We start from the raw sequence: 21,283 nt of genomic DNA, 5'->3' as shown, positions 1-21,283 counted from the left end.
TTAATCCCCTAAATGTGCCAGCAGCGAATCGAGACGCTGCTTCAGTTCCACGACCTCACTCTCCAGCGCCTCGACGCGCGCCTCAAGGGTCTGCTCGGAGGGCGCAACGGCTTCGACCACATTGATCAGCGTCTGCATATCGCCACTGAAGAGGTGCATATAGCGGCTTTCGCGCTTGCCCGGCTCGCGCGGCAGGCGCACCACATAGGGGCCATCTTCACGGTTTGCCAGTTGCTCAAGGGCGTTTTCCACCTCGGCCATATCAGAAAAACGGTGCATGCGTTCCGCACGGCCACGCAGTTCACCCGGCGTTTGCGGCCCGCGCAGCAACAGCGTGGCGATAAGCGCCACCTCTGCCGGGCTTAACTTCAGATCGCCAAATTCAGAGTTGCAGAAGCGCTGCTCATATTTGGTCACCCGGTTGCCAAAACCGCTGACGGTGCGCAGGTAGTGGCGCTTCACCAGCTCATCAAGCACCTGTTGCACCTCCTGCTCGCTCAGGTTCATCACCGGCTCGCGGTTGGTTTTCTGATTACAGGCCGTCACCACGCCGTTGATGGAAAGCGGATACTGCTCCGGCGTGGTGACCTGCTTCTCCAGCAGGCAGCCGATAACCCGCGCCTCGATGGCGGTGAGTTGATACTTCATCTCTGCTCCTTAGCGTCCCGGAGTCCACTCCTGGGCGGTTAATGCGGTGAGGACGTGGTCGCGCCACTGCCCGTCAATCAATAAATAGGATTTGGCATAGCCCTCTTTTTCAAACCCGAGGCGCGCCAGCAAGTCGCCGCTGCGTTTATTGTGCGGCATATAGTTGGCCATTATGCGGTGCATATGTTGCGTGCGCTGCATATAGCGAATGGCGGATGTCAGGGCTTCAAACATCAGGCCTTGCCCCTGCCACTTCTGGCCGATGGAGTAGCCGAGATAACAGGCGTGAAACGAACCGCGCACCACGTTGGAAAAGTTGGCGACGCCGACGATCTCTTTCTCTTCGGGATCGAGCAGGGCGAAGTAAAAAGCGGAGCCCTGTTTATGAAACTCATTGATCATCCCCAGACGCGCCTGCCAGCCAGAAGGGTAACAGTGGCTCTCATCGCGGACAGGCTCCCAGGGCTTTAAAAACTGGCGATTTTCCGCGTAATAATCCGCAAGCCGCCACGCATCGCGCTCGTGAACCAGGCGCACCACTAATCTGTCCGTTACCAAGCGTACTTTCGGCACATTACTGCGATAGCCAAACATGTTTACCACTCCTTCGTTTCGCGGCTTTTTTTACCCCTTCTCTTTACTATACCTTTGCTCTGCGACTCTGTGAAAACAGCAACATGGCATTTTCTGCGCCGCGCCCCCTTTTCGATGAAAAGTCTCAATCAAACGCCCGCCTTGATAAAAAAATATTGTCGCGGTGAATGTGTGAAAACGGTTGCCGAAGCCGCAGAATAGAGGCGTCACCTTTTTCTGATTTCCCGGAGGGGAAATGGCGCGCATCTCGCAGGCAAGGAGCCTGGGTAAATATTTCCTGCTGGTCGATAATTTTTTGGTGGTGCTCGGTTTTTTTGTTGTCTTCCCCCTGATTTCCATTCGTTTTGTTGATCAACTTGGCTGGGCCGCGCTGATGGTCGGGATCGCGCTCGGCCTGCGTCAGTTTATTCAGCAGGGGCTAGGCATGTTTGGCGGCGCGATCGCCGACCGCTTTGGCGCAAAACCGCTGATTGTCACCGGCATGCTGATGCGCGCAGCGGGATTCGCGGCGATGGGGATGGCGCATGAGCCGTGGGTGCTATGGCTCTCCTGTATCCTTTCCGGTCTTGGCGGCACGCTGTTCGACCCGCCGCGTTCGGCGCTGGTGGTCAAACTGGTGCGTCCGCGCCAGCGCGGTCGCTTCTTCTCGCTACTGATGATGCAGGATAGCGCCGGGGCGGTTATCGGCGCGCTGCTCGGCAGCTGGCTGCTGCAATATGATTTCCGTCTGGTGTGCGCCGCCGGGGCGCTGATGTTTATCCTCTGCGCCGGCTTTAACGCCTGGCTGCTGCCGGCGTGGAAGCTCTCGACGGTGAAAACGCCGGTGCGCGAAGGCTTAGCGCGCGTGCTGCGTGACAAGAAGTTCGTCACCTATGTGTTAACGCTCAGCGGTTACTACATGCTGGCGGTACAGGTGATGCTGATGCTGCCGATTATGGTCAACGACGTTGCCGGATCGCCGACGCCAGTTAAATGGATGTACGCCATTGAGGCCTGTCTCTCGCTGACGCTGCTCTACCCGATTGCTCGCTGGAGCGAAAAACGCTTTCGCCTTGAGCAGCGCCTGATGTTCGGCCTGGTGGTGATGTCATTCAGCCTCTTTCCGATGGGCATGGTCGGCTCCCTGCAACAGCTTTTTACACTTATCTGCACCTTCTATATCGGCTCGATTATCGCCGAACCGGCGCGGGAAACCCTGAGCGCGCAGCTGGCCGATGCGCGGGCGCGCGGCAGTTATATGGGCTTTAGCCGTTTAGGTCTGGCCTTTGGCGGCGCGCTTGGCTATGCCGGCGGCGGCTGGCTGTTTGACGCCGGGAAAGCCTTTCGCCAGCCGGAGCTGCCGTGGATGATGCTCGGCGTGATTGGGCTTATCACCTCCCTTGCGCTGCTGTGGCAGTTTGCCCCCCGCCGCGTTCAGCCGCCGATGCTCGAACCCGGCGCCTGATTTGCGCCACCTCTACCTCTCTTCCATACTGATTAGTGATGGATAAACCAGTATGGAGGAGAAACGTGAAACTCTACATTTACGATCACTGCCCTTTCTGTGTAAAAGCCCGCATGATTTTCGGCCTTAAGAATCTCCCGGTTGAACTCCATGTCCTGCAAAGCGATGACGAAGCGACGCCGACCCGCATGATTGGTCAGAAGATGGCGCCGATCCTGCAAAAAGATGACAGCCGCTACCTGCCCGAAAGCCTCGATATTGTTCACTACGTTGATAAGCTCGACGGTCAACCGTTGCTGACCGGCTCGCGCAATCCGAAGATCGAGGAGTGGCTGCGTAAGGTGAATGGCTACGTTAATAAGCTGCTGATCCCGCGCTTCGCGCAGGCCCCCTTTGACGAATTTTCCACCCCGCAGGCACGCGCCTACTTCACCGCCAAAAAAGAGGCGGCGATTGGCGATTTTGCCGATCACCTCTCCCACTCTGCCGGGCTGGTGAAGAACATCAGCGACGATCTGCGCGCGCTGGAGAAGCACATCGTGCAGCCGAATGCCGTCAACGGCGAACTGTCGGAAGATGATATTCATCTCTTCCCGCTGCTGCGTAACCTGACGATTGTCAGCGGCATTACCTGGCCGACCCGCGTCGCCGATTACCGTGACAACATGGCGAAACAGACCCAGGTTAACCTTCTCTCTTCCATGGCTATCTAAGCCATTCATGGCGGAAGCGTCCGGCTTCCGCCCCTTCTTTAAGTATTTTCTGCTGGCCTTTGCGCCGGGCGTCGCGCATGCTACACCTCGATCGAGGCATCAGGACCACGTTGAGGAATTCATGAAGAAGATGATTTTGGCCGCAGCACTCATGCTGAGCGGCGTGCTGGTGGGTTGCAATCAGCTGACCCAATACACAATCAGCGAACAGGAGATTAACCAGGCCCTGGAGAAACGGAATAACTTTGCCAAAGATATTGGCGTGCCGGGTGTGGCTGATGCGCATATTGTTCTCAGCAATCTTGCCAGCGCGATTGGCCGCGAAGAGCCAAACAAAATCACCTTAACGGGCGATGCCAATCTGGATATGACCTCGCTGTTCGGCAATCAAAAAGCGGTGATCAAGCTGAAGCTGAAAGCGCTGCCGACCTTTGATAAAGATCAGGGCGCAATCTACCTGCATGAGATGGAAGTGGTGGACGCGACGGTAACACCGGAAAAGATGCAGACCGTGCTGCAAACCGTGATGCCTTACCTGAACCAGTCTCTGCGCAACTACTTTAACCAGCGCCCGGCCTATGTGCTGAAAGAAGACAGTACCAAAGGCGAAGCGCTGGCGAAGAAATATGCTAAAGGCATTGAGGTGAAGCCGGGCGAGATTGTCATCCCGCTTACCGACTGAATCACTGGGCGCCTGGCGCCCTTTTTTTCAGGAAAAGGATGCAAACGAAAACGTTTCCCCTTATGCTTGGTCTCCGGCAAAAACAGCCCTTTCTCACTTAGCCGGAGCCCTCCAATGACACAACCTCAGGTTTTGAAAATACGCCGTCCTGACGACTGGCATCTCCATCTGCGCGACGGCGATATGCTGAAAACCGTGGTGCCGTGGACCAGCGAAACCTACGCCCGCGCCATTGTGATGCCGAATCTGGCTCCCCCTGTAACTACCGTTGAGGCGGCTATCGCCTATCGTCAGCGTATCCTTCACGCGGTGCCTGCCGGTCAGCACTTCGAACCGCTGATGACCTGCTACCTGACCGACAGCCTGGATCCTGATGAGATCGAACGCGGCTTTGCGGAAAAGGTGTTTACGGCGGCAAAGCTCTACCCGGCAAACGCCACCACCAACTCCAGCCACGGCGTCACCAGTATTGATGCCATCATGCCGGTGCTTGAGCGTATGGAGAAGCTCGGCATGCCGCTGCTGGTGCATGGCGAAGTGACCCACGCCGAGATCGATATTTTCGATCGTGAAGCACGCTTTATTGAGACAGTGATGGAGCCGCTGCGCAAGCGGCTGCCGGGCCTGAAGGTGGTATTCGAGCATATCACCACCAAAGATGCCGCCGACTATGTGCGCGACGGCAATGAGCGGCTGGCCGCCACCATCACCCCGCAGCATTTGCTGTTTAACCGCAACCATATGCTGGTGGGCGGCGTACGCCCGCACCTCTACTGCTTACCGATCTTAAAGCGTAATATCCACCAGCAGGCGCTGCGTGAGCTGGTCGCCAGCGGGTTTGATCGCGTCTTCCTCGGCACCGACTCGGCTCCGCATGCCCGCCATCGCAAAGAGGCGAGCTGCGGCTGTGCAGGCTGTTTCAATGCGCCAACGGCGCTGGCAAGCTACGCCACGGTGTTTGAAGAGATGAATGCGCTGCAGCACTTCGAAGCCTTCTGCTCCCTCAACGGGCCGCGCTTCTATGGCCTGCCGGTGAATGAAGCGTTTATTGAACTGGTGCGGGAAGAGTGCGTGGTGCCGGAGTCGATTGCGCTGGCTGACGATACGCTGGTGCCGTTCCTCGCCGGTGAAACCGTGCGCTGGCAGGTGAAGCGCTAAAAATTATTATGCCCCCTGTTGTAATGTGTTCTGATTAACTGTATAAAAATACAGTATCTTACACAGGGGGCTGTTATGCGCATTGAAGTGACGATTGCCAGAACCACATCTTTACCCGCAGGCGCTATCGATGCGCTGGCAGGTGAGTTATCCCGCCGTCTGAATGACCACTATCCCGATCGCGAAAATAAAATTTCTGTCCGTTATGCGTCGGCAAATAATCTCTCCGTCCTCGGCGGCGCAAAAGAAGATAAAGACCGCGTTAGCGAAATCCTGCAAGAGACCTGGGAAAGCGCTGACGATTGGTTTATCACCGATTAATTTCCCTCTGAAGTTGAAGTTATTGCCGGGTCGCCCCGGCTTTTTTTGCTTCATTTTCAAGCAAAACCGTAACATCTGATTTTTTCAGTAAAATGAGTCGCTTATCTTTTCACCACTCTCTTAAGAAAAATCTATGACTACAAAAAAGATGTTGCAGAGTGTTTATTTTCCCGATCATGAGGCCGGGTTGTTGATATACTGAAAAGGCTTCAAATTAAAACACGCATTGAACCTCGAACGTCGTTGTCTAATTAAAACACGCCAAACAGGGGGTTATGATGGTAAAGAATAATGAAGTCATCCAGACCCATCCACTGGTCGGATGGGACATCAGCACCGTAGACAGCTATGACGCACTGATGCTTCGGTTGCACTACCAGACCCCGAACAGAGCCGCTCAGGAAGGGACTGAAATCGGTCAGACGTTATGGTTAACAACCGATGTTGCCCGCCAGTTTATTTCGATTCTGGAAGCGGGCATTGCCAAGATTGAATCAGGCGATTACGAAAAAGACGAGTATAAAAGGCATTAACACCATCTGCGCATACTCCATATCAGGCACCCTCGCGGTGCCTTTCTTTTTTCTGCCCTTGTATAAGCCCCCCAGGTTATTTACCCTCCTGAACACGCATTTGCCTGGAGAGAACCATGACATACGACCTGATTATTATCGGCAGCGGATCCGTCGGCGCAGCAGCGGGCTACTACGCCACGCGCGCCGGGCTAAAGGTGCTGATGACCGATGCGCATATGCCGCCGCACAATGAAGGCAGCCATCACGGCAATACGCGCCTGATCCGCCACGCCTATGGCGAAGGTGAGAAATATGTTCCGCTGGTGCTGCGTGCCCAGCAGTTATGGGATGAACTGAACACGCTCACCGGTGAAGCTGTGTTTGAGCGTACCGGCGTCGTCAATTTTGGCCCGGCGGATTCCGCCTTCCTCGCCAACGTCGCCGCCAGCGCCGCGCAGTGGAAGCTGGCGCTGGAAAAACTCGATGCCGCCTCGCTGATGGCGCGCTGGCCAGAAATTCGCGTCCCTGATGATTACATTGCGCTCTATGAAGCCGACTCCGGCGTACTACACAGCGAGCTGGCGATCAAAAGCTGGGTCCAGCTGGCTGAACAGGCAGGCTGCGCGCAGCTCTTCAATTGCCCGGTTACCGCCCTGCACCATCATCAGGATGGCGTCACCATTGATACCCCGGAAGGGAGCTTCTCCGGCAAAAAAGCGCTGGTGAGCGCTGGCACCTGGGCGAAAACGCTGCTGCCAACCCTGCCGATTCAGCCGGTGCGCAAAGTGTTTGCCTGGTTCCAGGCCGATGGCCGTTACAGCGTGAAAAATAACTTCCCGGCCTTTACTGGCGAGATGCCGAACGGCGAGCACTACTACGGCTTCCCGGCGGATGAGAATGAGTTAAAGATCGGCCGCCACAACGGCGGACAGGTGATTAACGCGGCCGACGAGCGTACGCCGTTTGGCGCAGAAGCAGGCGACGGCTCGGAGTGCTTCTCCTTTTTACGCCAGCATCTGCCGGGTATTGGCGGCTGCCTGTATGGTGCGTCATGCACCTATGACAACTCGCCCGATGAAGATTTTATTATCGATACCCTGCCAGACGCGCCGAACACGCTGGTGGTAACCGGCCTGAGCGGTCACGGCTTTAAATTTGCCCCGGTGCTCGGCGAAATTGCCAGCGCCTTCGCGCAGCAGAAAACGCTGGATTTCGATTTACAGCCCTTCTCCCTCGCCCGTTTTACGCGTTGAATTCACGGCGGCCCTATTTCGGGGCCGTTTCTTTTGGTGGCAAATAAAGTAATCACCTGCGTGAAAATGTGGCGGCATATATTCTCAGCCGTCGGCTTTCTTTTAATTGTGCTTGCCGTCGCGCATGCCAAAATGCTTACAAAAGCTGACACTTAGCGATTTATTCGTCTTTTACAGACAATATTTTTGAATACTTCAGAAGTATGACACCAGGCTTAAGCTGCTGCTAATCCTGCCTTAAACGTTTCAACTTTCTAATAGCCTGAATATAAACTGGCAAACTTATTCAAAAATTATGTTATAGAAAAAATAACAAACCAATTCGTTATTTTTGAGTTGCAATATTTGCTCACTGACGCCATTTTAAATTAACTTTTGGTTAACAGTGATGACCCGTTATGCAATTTCGCAACTCTCCGGCGCGCTACGGTTTTATTTCCGTGACGCTTCACTGGCTGGTCGCCATCGTGGTGTATGGCATGTTCGCCTTAGGGTTATGGATGGTCACGCTCAGCTATTATGATGGCTGGTATCATCAGGCACCCGAAATCCATAAAAGTATCGGCATTCTGCTGATGTTTGGCCTGGTGATCCGCCTGCTGTGGCGCTTTATCTCCCCGCCACCACCGCCGTTGAAAAGCTACTCCACCGCCACGCGCATCGCCGCGGTTGTTGCCCATATCGTTCTCTACCTGCTGCTGTTTGGCATCGTCTTTAGCGGCTATCTCATCTCCACCGCCGATGGTAAACCGATTAACGTCTTTGGCCTGTTTGAGATCCCTGCCACGCTTGCCGATGCCGGCTCGCAGGCGGACCTCGCCGGAACTATTCACCTGTGGCTGGCCTGGAGCGTAGTGGTTCTCTCCGTGCTGCACGGCCTTGCTGCCTTTAAACACCATTTCATTGATAAAGACGCCACTCTCAAGCGGATGCTGGGAAAATCGTCACCTGACTCTGGAGCATAAGTATGAAGAAGATCCTGCCGGGACTCGCTCTCGCCTCGCTGCTGTTCACCACCGGTTCTGCTGTAGCGGCAGACTACAAGATCGATAAAGAGGGCCAGCACGCCTTCGTTAACTTCCGTATCCAGCACCTCGGTTACAGCTGGTTATACGGTACGTTTAAGGACTTCGACGGTAGTTTTACCTTTGATGAGGCCAACCCGGCTGCCGACAAGGTGAATGTCACCATCAATACCAACAGTGTCGACACCAACCACGCCGAGCGTGATAAACACCTGCGCAGCGCAGAGTTCCTCAACGTGGCGAAGTTCCCGAAAGCGACCTTCACCTCAACGTCAGTGAAAAAGGATGGTGATGAGCTGGATATTACCGGCAACCTGACCCTGAACGGCGTCACCAAACCGGTTGAGCTGGAAGCGAAACTGCTGGGCCAGGGTAATGACCCGTGGGGCGGCGTGCGCGCAGGCTTTGAAGCCTCCGGCAAGATCAAGCTGAAAGATTTTAACATCACCACCGATCTTGGCCCGGCATCTCAGGATGTTGAACTGATTATTTCGGTTGAAGGTGTGCGCCAGAAGTAAGCAGGCGTAAAAAAAGGAGAGGGGTTCCCCTCTCCTTCTGCGTTATTCCGGGTCCGGAATGCCCAGTTTGGTATTCAGGCGACCACGCGATTTATTGAAGATCTTATTGCCATTCTCGCGTCCGGCGCGGCGTTTACGCTGCTCCTCTTCCGGCAGCGCGCGCTCCTCTTTGCACAACTCGCTGCAGCAACCGTCGAACTTCTCAGCACAACTCGGGCACTGAATAAACAGCAGGTGACAGCCATCGTTCAGGCAGTTGGTGTGGGCATCGCACGGCGTGCCGCACTGGTGGCAGTGCGCAATCACATCGTCGGAGATGCGCTCGCCCATACGCTCGTCGAAGACAAAGTTTTTGCCGATAAAGCGCACCGGCAGACCCTGCTCGCGGGCGCGGCGGGCGTACTCGATAATGCCGCCTTCGATATGCCACACTTTGTTGAAGCCATTATGCTTCATCCAGGCACTCGCTTTCTCACAGCGAATCCCGCCGGTGCAGTACATGACAATCTTTTTATCTTTGTGTTCCTGCATCATCTCAACCGCTTTCGGCAACTGCTCGCGGAAGGTGTCGGCCGGAATTTCCATCGCACCGTCGAAGTGGCCCACTTCATATTCGTAGTGGTTGCGCATATCGATAAACACCGCGTCAGGATCGTCGAGCATGGCGTTCACTTCCGCCGCTTTCAGGTAATCCCCAACGTCGCTGGCATCAAAAGTCTCATCCTCAATGCCATCCGCCACGATGCGGTCGCGCACCTTCATGCGCAGCACCCAGAAGGATTTACCGTCATCATCAATGGCGATATTCAGACGCAGCCCATCCAGCGCCGGATCGAAGGTATAGAGTGCTTCGCGAAACGCCTCGAATTTGCTCTGCGGCACGCTGATCTGTGCATTGATCCCTTCATGGGCGAGGTAAATGCGCCCAAAGACGCTCAGCTGCGACAGGGTCTGGTAGAGCGCATCGCGCGTCGCCTGCGGGTTCACAATGGTGAAGTATTTGTAAAACGAGACGGTGACGCGCGGCTCGGTTTCAGCGAGCATGCGGGCTTTCAGTTCATCATTGGAGATGCGGTTGTGTAACACTGGCATGGTGTACGTATCCTGCAGAGTGGAGAGTGAAAAACGGGCGGCATCATAAAGCAAATAGTGTTAATTTACATCCCCACATTTTGCGCTACATTTCAACCCATTCATTTCACACTGTAATGCGCGTTGCGCTTATGGAACGCGGCTCTACCCCCTGATTTTTGCGAAATTCAAAAAAAATGCGAGAATACAGGCCATTGTAGCTATACACAGGACAGTCATGACGCATTTACCCAAATTTTCGGCATCGCTGCTGCACCCCCGCTACTGGGCAACCTGGTTCGGGATCGGCGTGCTGTGGTTGGTGGTTCAACTTCCCTATCCGCTCCTTTACCGCTTAGGCTGCGCGCTCGGCCACCTTGCACTGCGCGTGATGAAACGCCGCGCGCACATTGCGCACCGCAACCTGACGCTCTGCTTCCCGCAGATGAGCGAGGAGGAGCGGCAGAAAATGGTGGCGAAAAATTTTGAATCCGTCGGCATGGGGCTGATTGAAACCGGCATGGCCTGGTTCTGGTCCGATCGCCGCATGCGCCGCTGGATGGATGTCTCCCATTTCGAACATGTGCGTAACGTACAGGCGCAGGGCCGCGGCATTCTGCTGATTGGCGTGCACTTCCTGACGCTGGAGATTGGCGCGCGGATGTTTGGTCTGAATGAGCCGGGCATCGGCGTCTACCGCCCGAATGACAACCCGGTTATCGATCTGCTGCAAACCTGGGGGCGCATGCGCTCCAATAAAAGCATGATTGACCGTAAAGATCTGAAAGGGATGATCCGCGCATTGAAAGCGGGTGAAGTGGTGTGGTACGCGCCGGATCATGACTACGGCCCGCGCGCCAGCGTCTTTGTCCCCTTCTTCGCCGTTGATCAGGCTGCCTCCACCTCCGGCACCTGGATGCTGGCGCGCATGTCGCAAGCCTGCGTGGTGCCGTTTGTGCCGCGCCGCAAACCCGGTGGCAAAGGGTATGAGCTGATTATGCTTGAGCCGGAGTGCTCACCGCCGCTGGACGATGCCGAAACCACCGCCGCATGGATGAACAAAGTGGTGGAGCGCTGCATTATGATGGCGCCCGAGCAATATATGTGGCTGCATCGCCGCTTTAAAACCCGCCCGCAGGGCGTACCTTCCCGCTATTAATCGCCCCGCTCCGCCTGTAAACCACGGGCGGAGCCGCCTCTGTTACGGCTTCTCCTCACCCTTTTCGTTCTCGTTACGGTAACCGCCGCCCAGCGCTTTAATCAGCGTGATATCAGTACTGAGCTGCTGCGCCTGCATATCGAGCAGCAGAAGCTGTTGCGCCAGCGCTAAACGTCGCGCCTCCTGCGCCCTGAAGCGGCTCAGCAGCCCGCGCTGGTAATGGGCCGCCGCGCTGTTGGTTGCCGTCATCGCCGCACGCACTTTCTCCTGCTGCATCGCCACCATCTGGTTGAGATCGTTAAGCTGGCTGGAGGTGATCGCCACATCGCGCACCGCGTCGAGCACTGCCTGGTTGTACTGTTTGATCAGGATGTTGCTGGCGGTACGGACTGATTTCAGGTGGGCATTTAACCGCCCGCCGTCAAACAGCGGCAAAGTGAGCGCAGGCAGAATATTGAGCTGCTGGAAGGAGTAGCGAAAGAGATCGCCGACATCAAAGGCGTTGTAACCCCAGAAAGCTTTGATATCAAAGTGCGGGTAAAACGCTGCCTTCGCTGAGTCCACCTGGCTCATGGTGGCAGTAACATACCCGCGCAGCGCCTGCAGATCGGGGCGGCGCGCCAGCAGTTCGAAGGAGAGCGACGCGGGCAGCGTCTGCTGCAATTGCGGCAGCGCCACCGGATGAATGTCAGGCATGCTCTGCGCGTCCGCGCCAATCAGCGCCCGCAGGGTCTCGCGGTAGCGGGTTAACGCGCCGTTCGCTTCCACCAGCTGTTGCTGCGCCGCCAGCCGTTCAGCCTGCGCACCGGCGAGATCAACACTATCTTCAAGCCCGCGCGCCGCGCGCTGCTGGTGCGCCTGCTCGGAGAAGCGGGCAATCTCTTGCTGCTCATTGAGCAGTGCGATGCGCGCGAAAGTCGCCTGCATCGCAAAGTAGAGCTGAGCAACGCTGCTGGCGATATCCAGCTCAATCGCCGCCGTCTCAGCAAGCCTCGCATTCTGCTCACCAATCGCGGCCGCCACGCGCGCGCGATCCGAACCCCAGAGATCGAGATTGAGCGATGCGCCAACGCCGACCGTATTCAGCGTGTACCACGGCCCCTGTTTATCAACCGGCAGCGAGTAGGCGTAGGGCCAGGTCGCTTTCGCTTCCTTGTCCGACACGCGCATGTAGTTTTGCGCTGCAACGGCCCCAGCCTGCACGCCCATTGCCGACTGCGCCAGCGCCACCGTCGACTGCGACTGGCCGACGCGTAGCCGCGCCGCCTGCATAGTGGGCGAGTTTTGCAACGCGCGGTTGACCAGCATGGTTAGCTGGCGATCGTGATAGTTTTCCCACCAGCGTGCCGCGGGCCAGCCGCTGTTCGCCAGATGGATCGCCTGCGCCAGTTGCGCCTTCTGCGGGTTGACGATGGTCACCTGCCCCGGATCGTCCTGCACCAGCGCACAACCCGATAACAGCAGCAGGCCAAATGCGGCCAGCGTGCCGCAGCGAAAACGCGAAGAGATCATTTTTGCGCGCATACCTTACTCTGCCTGTCGCGAACTCAGTGAAAAGGGGGATGACCACGCCGGCAGGCTGGAGAGCACCTGCATCAGCGGCGGGCCATAGGGGTTTGCTGCATCGGCGCGCAGTGCCTTCAGATCCGGCTTCGGCTGCGCCCGATCGATAGCCTCGGCGTAGGCCTCAACATACTCCGCGCAGCGGGCCAAAAAGGGATCGTCCGCTGCGGCATAGAGTCGATAGCCTTCGCTCAGGCGCACAAGCTCCTGCGCGCTGGCAAAGGTCTCGCCGCGCGGCCAGGCTTTCGCTTCTGCATGGGGATGCGCCCAGGTGTTGAGCGGCTCGGCGGCAACACGGTTAAGCAGCGCATCGCTCTCGGTCAGGCTCGCAAACAGCATTGGTGTCGTAGATTCCCGATCTTTCGCCCGCAACAGCCCGGCAATGCGCCGGTAGAGGCGCGCGAGGCTGGCTTTGAGCTGCGGCGCTTCGCTGTCCGGCCATAAATAGAGGTGGATCAGCGACGAGACCAGCACGCCGAGCAGGATGCCGATCACCCGGTCGCGAAGCTCGGTTAAGTTGGTAAGCGGGCCAAACCAGCTTAAAAAGGCCAGCGCAAAAGTAAAACCAAGCTGGATCCCGGCATAAGCAATGCGCTCTGAACCACCTGCCAGCCAGGCGGCCAGCGCCATCACCGGCAGCGCCATCCCCAGCAGGCCGACCAGCGACTCTGTCCACGGTTGAATAAAGATTATCAGCAGCAGCGCCAGCAGGGTTGCCAGCAGCGCACCGCCAATGCGCAGCGCGATCTTCTGCATCGTCGCGCCAAGCCCCGGCTGCGCCACAATCACGCAGCTCAGCATAATAGTGTGGATGCCCTGCCAGTCCGTTGCGGTATAGAAGACGTAGCAGAGCAGCGTGGCCAGCACGGTTTTCAAAGTGAAGTGCAGATAGGCCGGGTTGCGCCAGGCATCCGGCGGCATTAGCGCTATCTTCTCCCCCTCGCCGGGCGGCAAGGCAATGCTTTCTCCGCGCTGAAGCGAGGCCAGCAGCGCGGCAATCTCGCGCACAATCACATCATGCTTACTGTCAACGGGATCGCAACTCTGTTGTCCAGGCGGCAGTTTGCCCTCCTCCACCTGCTGCGCCAGCGCAAACAGCGCATCGGCAAGCGGCCGCCGCGCCGCATCAGGCGCACCGGGTTGCAGCAGCGCAATCAGTTGATAGCTGCGTAGCGTAAACGCCATCACGCTCTGCCACTTCTGCTGATTATCAGCAATTTCCGTGCTGGAGAGCCGCGCCAGCTTAAACAGCGTGTGCAATTGCGCAACCTGGCGGGCAATGGCGCTAAAGGTGGGTCGGGTCTGTTCGAGGGCGTCAGCATCGGTTTGCAGCAGGCAGGTAGCCGTCTGGCGCAGCATCGCGGCGAGTGCGCTTTTGAACTGCCACCCAGGAAACGCCTGTGCAAAACAGGCATTGACCAGCAGCGTTACCACAATGGCGCTGTTGATCGCCACCCACAGCCACAGCAGCAGGCGCACGAGGATCTCGCTCTGCCCGGTCATGGAGGGAAAAGTTTGCGCATAGATCACCGCCAGCGCCACGACAAAAAAGGCCAGCCCCAGCTTGCCCATAATGCGCATCAGATAGACGGCGACGGAGAAGAGCAGCACCGAGGCGACAAGGCGCACCAGCGGATAGTCATACGTCCACTTGATAATCAGCAGCACGCCGCCCAGCACCAGCGTCACCACCAGCATAAAGGCGACGCTGACCAGCGAAATCATCACTACGTTAGGCTGGCTGACATAGAAAACGACGATCAGGGCTATCGCCAGAAAGGGGATCTGCAGGCTCATAAACAGCGCAATCAGGATCCCGCAACTGAGGGTCATACGCAGGGTGTAGTTGCCCCGCCCCGGCGTGGCGCGCAGCTCTTTTTGCAGATAACCCCAGGCGCGCTCCATCCCGATGCTCACTGCGGTTTGAGGGTAACGCTTGCGGAAGCGCCCATGCGGAACAGCGCCGGATCGGGGTGCTCAACGGCGATTTTTACCGGGAAGCGCTGCGAGACATGCACCCAGTTAATGCTCTTCGGCACAATCGGTAAGCCGCCAATCACCGTTCCGCCCTCCGGCAGCACGCCAAACCCGACCGACTCGACGCGGCCGCTAAAGCGCTGGCTGTGGTCGGTCATTACGGTGATCTCTGCCGGTGTGCCGGCGCGAATGCCTTGTAGATCCGTTTCGCGGAAATTGGCCACCACATACCAGCGGTCGTCATCCATCAGCGTAAAGACCGGTTTTAACGCCGAAGCGTACTGGCCGACCGTGGTTTTCAGCGCCACCACCACGCCGTTGAAGGGCGCGCGCACCTCGGTAAACTCCAGATGCAGCTCCGCCAGCGCAATCTGCGCCAGCGCCCCTTCCCGCTGGGCCACCATCGCATCGACGCCGAGCACGGCGGAGGCTGCCTGGCTGGCCTGAAGTTGGATCGCGGCAAGCTCAGAGCGGGCGGCTTTCTCTGCCGTACGCGCCTGATCCAGCTCCTCCTGCGAAGCGAACCCTTGCGGCACCAGCGGCTCCAGCCGGCTGCGCGTTGAGCGGGTCTGATCGACCAGCGCCTGCGAGCGCGCCACCGCGGCGGCAACAGACTGCGCGTTATACTCCTGCGCTTTGATGGTGCGCCCGGTCAGGGTGATTTGCGCATCGAGCGCCGCCAGCCGCGATTTCGCATCCGCCAGCATCGCCTGGTAAGGCCGCGGATCGATACGGAACAGCAGATCGCCTTTTTTCACGCGCTGGTTGTCGCGCACAGGCATCTCGACAATGCGCCCCGTCACTTCCGGCACGACATCGATCGTATCGGTGTAGACATAGGCATCGTTGGTTTGCGGAGAAGTCTGCAGATGCCAGATCACCGCAATTAGCGCCACGATAGCGCCAATCACGATGAGCAGCAGCGGCCACTTTTTCCGTAACAGCGTTGAGCTGGAATCAGTCATAGGCCTTCATATCTAAAAAAGTAAGAACCAGAAAAGCGCGGCAAAGAGAAACAGCAGAGCCAGATAGCTTATAACCAGCGGCGAAAAACGCGCCTGCCAGCCTTTACGCACAATCAGCAGATGGCACGGGATAAGTAACAGCGCGGCGGCGAGAAAACAGAAGAACCAGGCAGGAAATGACGCGCCCAGAATCGGGATAGCGGGCGGCAAACCGCAGCCAGAGAGTAAGCAGCAGAGCATAAGCGCGGCCCCGCGCAGACGTTTTGCGATCCCTTTCACAGCCTTGCTCCTGCGCGCGAAATCATCGTCACTGACACCTTTTCTCCATCCCTTAGATAAATAATTCGCTAACGACGCGTGTGGCACACCCGACTCAGATTATGGGTAACCTTTGCAAGCGGTGATTATAAACCGCTGCGCCAGAAAATATAACGTTGGCATTACATTTCCGTCTTTTTGCATAACCTTCAGGCAAATCTCAAAAGCAAAATTACATTAGCGCAGAATCGTCTGCCTGACGGCAGAATAGCCCCCGCGCACTTAGCAATAACCAAACCACTCTTTTAAGCTGCCAACAATCAGCGATCGCAGCGCCGCGTCATCCTCGCTTTCGCGCCAGAATAACATCAGCGAGTGCAGGTTATTAAATTCATCATTATTGACATCCAGGGCGACCACTCGCTTCGCCAACAGCTCCGGGCGCGCAATATGATCCGGCACGCAGGCGATGCCAAGCCCCTTTTTCGCCAGCATTGCGCTCAACGTGTAATCCGTCACCAGCATCGCTTCCGCCGGGGCGTGCAACGGATAGCGATGGTCATTATTTTCATCCGGAAAGGCGGGATAGATGAGCGTCTCGCCATCCAGTTGAAAGGCATCGATGTGGCGCTGCTGCGCCAGCCAGTGCTGCGGATGGGCAATAAGCATAGTTTGCAGATCGCCCACCACACAGCCCTGCAGCCCGCAGGGCATAACCGGTAAATGCAGCCCCAGCACATAGTCGACGCGCTTAGCGCGTAAACTCGCCTCGGTGTCATATAAATCCGTATGGATAACGTGCAGCAGCATCTGCGGATAGGCTGCCTTCACGGCGAGCAAAATATCGGACACCACGTCTGCCGGGATCAGTTCATTAAAGGCCAGCCGCACTATTTCCGGTTCGCGGCGTGTTTGTAATGATAAGGAAAAGGCCTCCAGCCGCTGCCAGCTATTTACCATTGATTGTGCTTTTGGCAACAGTCGCTTGCCGTTGCTGTTAATTTTGACCACCGATCCATTCCCACGGGTGTGAAATAAGGGGTAGCCGAGAATATCTTCCAGCTCTTTTATCCAGCGGCTAATTGTTGATTTCGAGCGATTCATCCGTTGCCCCGCTTGCAGGAAACTTCCCGTTTCCGCAGCGGCAACAAATGCGCAGAGCGCTTTATTCTCAATAACCAGATCGGTTTTTTTCATGCTTTTACGTCCTTACTTCTTCTCATTATTGCGATGAGCCTGACGCCAGCGGGTCCACTGCTCATCCTACAGGTTCAGGTTTAAGCACTTTCTGATGGCAACACATTGATGTGAGTCACTTTTAATCCGCTCTCGCAGAGGATTAATAAGGCGCTATTAACATGCCAATAAAGATAATTACAAAATGAAAAGCAAATAACTAAATAGCGTCAAATGACGTTATTAATTGTCAATAAACTACATTTTTTAAGCTCTTACTTATAAGTAAAACAAAAACCACCTTAAGAAAGGACGCGTGATTTATCTTTAAATAAATATCACCTGTTGCATAAACAGAACTTTTTGCCGGGGGGAAAGTTTTATTATTGCCACAGCACCCCATTATTGCGGTTATTTTCTGGGTAGCCCATTTGTATCGCTATTCGCTTGTGCTTATTATCGCGGCGCACGTTATTATTCCCGCTTTTTAAATGGAGAACGCAATATGGGTTTATTTAAACCTACGGGTACGCTACAGAAAATTATCAAAGTGAGTCTGTTATCGGCATTAATTAGCACCTCACTTAACGCTACAGCGGCAAAGGATGTGCCTAACGATCCCAATGACCGGCCGACCCCTGCCGATATCATTATTATGAATGCCGATATCCGCACTTCCGATGCCGCCAAACCGCGCGCGCAGGCGCTGGCGATTAAAGATGGCAAATTTATCGCGGTGGGCAGCCCGCACTATATCAAGCTGCTGCAAAGCGATAAGACGAAAATGATCGACGCTAAGGGTAAAACGGTGATCCCAGGGCTGATTGATGCCCACACGCACCTGATTGCCGGGATCGATCTCATTAACGGGGTCGACCTGTTTGGTGTCAGCAGCAAACAGACGTGGCTGAAGATGATCAAGGAAAAAGTGGATGCCCAACCGAAGGGTAGCTGGATCTTCGGCGGGCGCTGGGACGCCACCTTAACCGCAGAGAAGACGCTACCCACGGCAGCCGAGCTCGACAAAGTCGCGCCTGATAACCCGGTCGCGCTGGTGGACGTCGACTACCACACCATGTGGCTGAACAGCAAAGCGCTGGCAGAGCTGGAGATCACCGATAAGACGCCCGACCCGGTCGGCGGGACGATCCAGCGGGATAAAAACGGCAAAGCGACCGGGATCCTGCTGGAGAATGCCCTTGATCTCTACAACCGCTCACCAAAAGTGATCGCCGCGCAGGGAGATAAAAGTGAGGGCTTGCGCAAGGTGATGGCGCATTTCAACAGCCTCGGCGTCACCGGTGCTCACGATATGTGGACCAACTCGGGCGACATCTACACCGATATGCTGAAAAAAGGCAGCTTCCCGATGCGCATCTGGTACGGCTATATGGTGGATACCAGCGAAGAGAATAGCGGTGAACAAGCCTGGAAGGCGCAGGCCGACAAGCAGAAAGAGATGAATGCTTTTGCCGCCGATAAAGAGAAAGCGATGGGTAAAGGGCCGCAGTTCCGCTATGGCTACCATAAATATTTTATGGACGGCACCCTGATGAACCACACCGCCGCCCTGCATGAGCACTACTCCGATCGCCACGATCACTACTTCGGCACCCCGCTCTATACGCAGGAGAAGATGAACGAGATGGTGCAGCGCTCTCACCAGTATGGCTTCCCGGTTGCCGTTCATGCCATCGGCGATAATGCCGTGACCATGGCGCTGGAGGCGTTTCGCAACAGTCCGCAGGGCAAGGATAAAATTAACCGTATCGAACATATTGAGCTGACCAAGTACGCCAATATCGAGAAGTTCGCGCAGAACGGCATTGTGCCGTCGATGCAGCCCGATCATGCCATTGCCCCTAACTTCCTTGAGACACGTCTGGGGAATGAGCGCCTGAAGCGCGGTTACGCCTGGCAATCACTGCTGACGGCGGGTGGAAACCTGGTGTTCGGTAGCGACTGGCCAACGGCAAAAGAGAGCCCGATGACGCAGTTGGGCGACGCCGTGTTACGTCTGAAAGAGGGCAAAGTGTGGTATGGCGAAAACGCCCTTACCTTCGACGAAGCGCTTTATGCCTACACCATGGCACCGGCCAAAATCAGCGGCTGGGATAAAGAGATTGGCTCGATTACCGTCGGTAAGTGGGCTGATTTCGCCATTGTTGACGGCAAAATCAAGGATCCGGTGCCGCAGGATATTCGTAACTGGAAAATTGCCGAGACCTGGTTTGCCGGGGAGAAGGTCTACGATAGCGCAGAGAAAAAATCGTAATTCTCTCTTCACACGCGGAGCCTGCTCCGCGTGTGAAGCTGAATGCGACAGGCCAGATTCAGAGTTTTCACGCCAGGGCGAGAAGTTGCCTGGCAGCATCACCGCCGCTCTGCTTGTTTTTTCCCGTGGCCTGAAAAAAAATAGTGGGTGAGTAATCACCTACCGGAACACCTTTTCCAGGATGGAAAGTCATGCATATTTTTCTGCTTTGCAGCGCCTTTAATGGCCTGTCACAACGTTTTTTTGTCGAACTCACCGATGCCGGTCATCAGGTTACCGTTGAGGTGTTTACCGGCGATGACGCGCTTGAACAGCGGCTTGCGGCGAACCCGCCTGACATTATCGTCGCACCGTTTCTGAAACGGGCTATCCCTGACTGCATCTGGCAACGCTTCCGATGCTTTATCCTGCACCCGGGTATTGTCGGCGACCGCGGCCCCAGCTCCCTTGACTGGGCCATCCTTGAAGGGTGGCACGAATGGGGTGTAACCCTGCTGGAAGCCAACGCGGTGATGGATGCGGGCGACATCTGGGCGACGCGTACCTTCCCCCTGCCGCCGCTGGCGAAAAGCCGTATTTACCGCCATCTGGTTACCGATGCTGCCGTCGCCTGTTTGTGGGAGCTGATCGCGAAGTTACAGCAAGGCCAGCAGCATGGCGATCCCCTTGATTATGACCGCGCCACAACGCGCGGCCGTGAGAGAGCAGCGCTGCCGATAAGCGCGCGCACCCTTGACTGGCAGTGCGATCCCACCGACCTGCTGCTGCGTAAAATCCGCGCCAGCGACAGCCTGCCCGGTGCGCCAACACAGTTAGCAGGCGTGCCGGTGCGGGTATTTAATGCCTGGCAGGCTGAGGCAACTGTTGCCAGCCGACGTGGGCACGTCGGAGAGATTTTTGCCCGCGACGGCGATGCGCTCTGTGTGGCAACCCTCGATGGCGCGCTGTGGATCGGTCACCTGCGCCGCAGTGACAAACACGCCTGTGCGCAGGTCAAACTTCCCGCCGCGGTAGCGCTGCGGGACGAACTCGCAGCGTGCGCTTCGCTGCCGGTACTTGATGCGCAGCACCCCAACAAGCCCTGGCTTGAGACGCGCGGGCGTGTCGCCATTCTTCATTTCCCGCTACTCAACGGCGCATTTACCGTCCGTGATTCGCAGAACCTCACCGCGCTCTTTGCGCGCGCTGCCGGAGATAGCAGCGTGGATGCCATTGTGCTCGCCGGTGGGGATGATTTCTGGTCAAACGGCATTGAGCTTAACTCCGTTCATGTGGCGGCTAACCCTGCCGAAGAGGGATGGGCGTCGATCAACGCGATCGATGACTTTGCCGAAGCGATCCTCACCTGTCGCGACAAGCTGGTGATAAGTGCGGTCAATGCCAATGCCGGCGCGGGCGGCGCGATGCTGATGCTGGCGGCCGATCGCGTATTTATGCGGGCGGGCGTGGTGATTAATCCGCATTACAAAACCATGGGGCTGCACGGGTCGGAGTTCTGGACCTTAACCCTACCGTGGCGCGCGGACGCTGAAGCGGCGGTGGCGCTGAGTGAGAATTGCCTGCCGATTAGCGCCAGGCAGGCGGCGGCACTCGGCCTCGTCGACTCGGTGCTTGATATCCCGCGCGAGGCGTTTCTTGAGACGGTGGTAAGCCATGCCAGCGCGATGATTGCGCCTGCCGCCCTGCCCGATTCACACAAGGCAAAAGCGCGCGCGCAGGAGGCGATGCGCCGCGGGCGTCCCCTGGATGCGTATCGCCGGGAGGAGCTTAGCAGGATGCGGGGCAACTTTTTTGCCGACGATCTTCACTTCTCCTCTCGTCGTACCGCGTTTGTGATAAAGCAGCCGCCCTGTCAGACCCCGGAACATTTGCAGCGCCATAACGCCGCGGTAGCAGCGCACTTGGCCGGTTTGCGCCGCGATAAAAGTGAAGAGGAAGTTTGACGCTGGCATAACCAGCGACTATAGA

The 21,283-nt window shown here is 56.6% G+C and carries 20 protein-coding genes; 12 read left to right on the top strand and 8 right to left on the bottom strand.

Annotated features, from left to right (window positions below):
* Both BWI95_RS14120 and rimJ read right to left on the bottom strand, forming a co-directional pair.
* Positions 1-648 (bottom strand): YceH family protein, encoded by a 648-nt coding sequence (locus BWI95_RS14120; protein ID WP_054803147.1) that lies wholly within the window; start codon positions 646-648, stop codon positions 1-3.
* Positions 649-657: 9 nt separating this feature from the next.
* Positions 658-1,242 (bottom strand): ribosomal protein S5-alanine N-acetyltransferase, encoded by a 585-nt coding sequence (gene rimJ / locus BWI95_RS14115; RefSeq protein WP_076769679.1) that lies wholly within the window; start codon positions 1,240-1,242, stop codon positions 658-660.
* 235 nt (positions 1,243-1,477) lie between these two features.
* Here rimJ and mdtH point away from each other — a divergent pair, with 235 nt between their 5' ends.
* The 9 genes from mdtH (at position 1,478) to BWI95_RS14070 (ending at position 8,871) form a co-directional block, all read left to right on the top strand.
* Entirely contained in the window at positions 1,478-2,686 is a 1,209-nt protein-coding gene (gene mdtH / locus BWI95_RS14110) for a multidrug efflux MFS transporter MdtH (protein ID WP_076769678.1), read from the top strand.
* 65 nt (positions 2,687-2,751) lie between these two features.
* Entirely contained in the window at positions 2,752-3,399 is a 648-nt protein-coding gene (gene grxB, locus BWI95_RS14105) for a glutaredoxin 2 (protein ID WP_023481875.1), read from the top strand.
* A 121-nt stretch (positions 3,400-3,520) separates the two neighbouring features.
* Positions 3,521-4,081 (top strand): lipoprotein, encoded by a 561-nt coding sequence (locus tag BWI95_RS14100; protein ID WP_054803152.1) that lies wholly within the window; start codon positions 3,521-3,523, stop codon positions 4,079-4,081.
* A 114-nt stretch (positions 4,082-4,195) separates the two neighbouring features.
* Positions 4,196-5,239, top strand: a complete 1,044-nt coding sequence (pyrC, locus tag BWI95_RS14095) for a dihydroorotase (protein WP_076769677.1) — start codon at positions 4,196-4,198, stop codon at positions 5,237-5,239.
* 75 nt (positions 5,240-5,314) lie between these two features.
* Positions 5,315-5,560: a DNA damage-inducible protein I gene (gene dinI, locus BWI95_RS14090; protein WP_042714746.1), complete on the top strand. Its 246-nt coding sequence runs from the start codon at positions 5,315-5,317 to the stop codon at positions 5,558-5,560.
* 278 nt (positions 5,561-5,838) lie between these two features.
* The gene (gene bssS / locus BWI95_RS14085) at positions 5,839-6,093 is read left to right on the top strand and encodes a biofilm formation regulator BssS (RefSeq protein WP_023481711.1); all 255 of its coding nucleotides are present in this window, start codon (positions 5,839-5,841) and stop codon (positions 6,091-6,093) included.
* 116 nt (positions 6,094-6,209) lie between these two features.
* Complete coding sequence (gene solA, locus BWI95_RS14080; protein WP_054803146.1) at positions 6,210-7,328, top strand: N-methyl-L-tryptophan oxidase; 1,119 nt, start codon at positions 6,210-6,212, stop codon at positions 7,326-7,328.
* Between the two features lie 398 nt (positions 7,329-7,726).
* Positions 7,727-8,293, top strand: a complete 567-nt coding sequence (locus BWI95_RS14075) for a cytochrome b (protein WP_054803145.1) — start codon at positions 7,727-7,729, stop codon at positions 8,291-8,293.
* A gap of 2 nt (positions 8,294-8,295) precedes the next feature.
* Positions 8,296-8,871 carry a YceI family protein gene (locus tag BWI95_RS14070; RefSeq protein ID WP_023481320.1) on the top strand — a complete coding sequence of 192 codons (576 nt, stop codon included), beginning with the start codon at positions 8,296-8,298 and terminating at the stop codon, positions 8,869-8,871.
* A 42-nt stretch (positions 8,872-8,913) separates the two neighbouring features.
* Here BWI95_RS14070 and trhO read toward each other — a convergent pair whose 3' ends face one another.
* Complete coding sequence (gene trhO / locus BWI95_RS14065) at positions 8,914-9,963, bottom strand: oxygen-dependent tRNA uridine(34) hydroxylase TrhO (protein ID WP_042714757.1); 1,050 nt, start codon at positions 9,961-9,963, stop codon at positions 8,914-8,916.
* A 217-nt stretch (positions 9,964-10,180) separates the two neighbouring features.
* On the opposite strand from trhO, the gene BWI95_RS14060 reads away from it, so the two are divergent.
* A complete protein-coding gene (locus BWI95_RS14060) occupies positions 10,181-11,101 on the top strand; it encodes a Kdo(2)-lipid IV(A) acyltransferase (protein WP_076769676.1) in 921 nt (306 codons plus the stop codon).
* A gap of 42 nt (positions 11,102-11,143) precedes the next feature.
* On the opposite strand, the gene BWI95_RS14055 is transcribed toward BWI95_RS14060, so the two are convergent.
* The 5 genes from BWI95_RS14055 to BWI95_RS14035 form a co-directional block, all read right to left on the bottom strand.
* Positions 11,144-12,625: an MdtP family multidrug efflux transporter outer membrane subunit gene (locus BWI95_RS14055; protein ID WP_054803144.1), complete on the bottom strand. Its 1,482-nt coding sequence runs from the start codon at positions 12,623-12,625 to the stop codon at positions 11,144-11,146.
* Positions 12,626-12,628: 3 nt separating this feature from the next.
* A complete protein-coding gene (locus BWI95_RS14050) occupies positions 12,629-14,569 on the bottom strand; it encodes an FUSC family protein (RefSeq protein WP_076769675.1) in 1,941 nt (646 codons plus the stop codon).
* 8 nt (positions 14,570-14,577) lie between these two features.
* Positions 14,578-15,606: a multidrug transporter subunit MdtN gene (gene mdtN / locus BWI95_RS14045; RefSeq protein ID WP_076769674.1), complete on the bottom strand. Its 1,029-nt coding sequence runs from the start codon at positions 15,604-15,606 to the stop codon at positions 14,578-14,580.
* Between the two features lie 12 nt (positions 15,607-15,618).
* Complete coding sequence (locus BWI95_RS14040) at positions 15,619-15,846, bottom strand: YtcA family lipoprotein (RefSeq protein WP_083699469.1); 228 nt, start codon at positions 15,844-15,846, stop codon at positions 15,619-15,621.
* Positions 15,847-16,146: 300 nt separating this feature from the next.
* Positions 16,147-17,061, bottom strand: coding sequence for a LysR family transcriptional regulator (locus BWI95_RS14035; RefSeq protein WP_076769673.1), 915 nt, complete (start codon positions 17,059-17,061; stop codon positions 16,147-16,149).
* A gap of 484 nt (positions 17,062-17,545) precedes the next feature.
* Here BWI95_RS14035 and BWI95_RS14030 point away from each other — a divergent pair, with 484 nt between their 5' ends.
* Both BWI95_RS14030 and BWI95_RS14025 read left to right on the top strand, forming a co-directional pair.
* Complete coding sequence (locus BWI95_RS14030) at positions 17,546-19,315, top strand: amidohydrolase (RefSeq protein WP_232374364.1); 1,770 nt, start codon at positions 17,546-17,548, stop codon at positions 19,313-19,315.
* Positions 19,316-19,506: 191 nt separating this feature from the next.
* The gene (locus tag BWI95_RS14025; RefSeq protein WP_076769672.1) at positions 19,507-21,258 is read left to right on the top strand and encodes an enoyl-CoA hydratase-related protein; all 1,752 of its coding nucleotides are present in this window, start codon (positions 19,507-19,509) and stop codon (positions 21,256-21,258) included.
* The last annotated feature ends 25 nt before the right edge of the window (positions 21,259-21,283 follow it).

This window comes from Kosakonia cowanii JCM 10956 = DSM 18146 (genome assembly GCF_001975225.1).
GTDB classification, from domain to species: domain Bacteria; phylum Pseudomonadota; class Gammaproteobacteria; order Enterobacterales; family Enterobacteriaceae; genus Kosakonia; species Kosakonia cowanii.
Note: the sequence above shows the minus strand (reverse complement) of the source record. Positions and strands in the feature narration are given on the sequence as shown.

Coding starts and splice junctions, on each gene's coding strand:
- BWI95_RS14070 (WP_023481320.1), top strand. CDS start 8,296: ATGAAGAAGATCCTGCCGGGACTCGCTCTCGCCTCGCTGCTGTTCACC.
- pyrC (WP_076769677.1), top strand. CDS start 4,196: ATGACACAACCTCAGGTTTTGAAAATACGCCGTCCTGACGACTGGCAT.
- bssS (WP_023481711.1), top strand. CDS start 5,839: ATGGTAAAGAATAATGAAGTCATCCAGACCCATCCACTGGTCGGATGG.
- BWI95_RS14055 (WP_054803144.1), bottom strand. CDS start 12,625: ATGCGCGCAAAAATGATCTCTTCGCGTTTTCGCTGCGGCACGCTGGCC.
- mdtN (WP_076769674.1), bottom strand. CDS start 15,606: ATGACTGATTCCAGCTCAACGCTGTTACGGAAAAAGTGGCCGCTGCTG.
- BWI95_RS14040 (WP_083699469.1), bottom strand. CDS start 15,846: ATGCTCTGCTGCTTACTCTCTGGCTGCGGTTTGCCGCCCGCTATCCCG.
- mdtH (WP_076769678.1), top strand. CDS start 1,478: ATGGCGCGCATCTCGCAGGCAAGGAGCCTGGGTAAATATTTCCTGCTG.
- dinI (WP_042714746.1), top strand. CDS start 5,315: ATGCGCATTGAAGTGACGATTGCCAGAACCACATCTTTACCCGCAGGC.
- solA (WP_054803146.1), top strand. CDS start 6,210: ATGACATACGACCTGATTATTATCGGCAGCGGATCCGTCGGCGCAGCA.
- BWI95_RS14035 (WP_076769673.1), bottom strand. CDS start 17,061: ATGAAAAAAACCGATCTGGTTATTGAGAATAAAGCGCTCTGCGCATTT.
- BWI95_RS14025 (WP_076769672.1), top strand. CDS start 19,507: ATGCATATTTTTCTGCTTTGCAGCGCCTTTAATGGCCTGTCACAACGT.
- BWI95_RS14100 (WP_054803152.1), top strand. CDS start 3,521: ATGAAGAAGATGATTTTGGCCGCAGCACTCATGCTGAGCGGCGTGCTG.
- rimJ (WP_076769679.1), bottom strand. CDS start 1,242: ATGTTTGGCTATCGCAGTAATGTGCCGAAAGTACGCTTGGTAACGGAC.
- BWI95_RS14075 (WP_054803145.1), top strand. CDS start 7,727: ATGCAATTTCGCAACTCTCCGGCGCGCTACGGTTTTATTTCCGTGACG.
- trhO (WP_042714757.1), bottom strand. CDS start 9,963: ATGCCAGTGTTACACAACCGCATCTCCAATGATGAACTGAAAGCCCGC.
- BWI95_RS14030 (WP_232374364.1), top strand. CDS start 17,546: ATGGGTTTATTTAAACCTACGGGTACGCTACAGAAAATTATCAAAGTG.
- BWI95_RS14050 (WP_076769675.1), bottom strand. CDS start 14,569: ATGGAGCGCGCCTGGGGTTATCTGCAAAAAGAGCTGCGCGCCACGCCG.
- BWI95_RS14060 (WP_076769676.1), top strand. CDS start 10,181: ATGACGCATTTACCCAAATTTTCGGCATCGCTGCTGCACCCCCGCTAC.
- BWI95_RS14120 (WP_054803147.1), bottom strand. CDS start 648: ATGAAGTATCAACTCACCGCCATCGAGGCGCGGGTTATCGGCTGCCTG.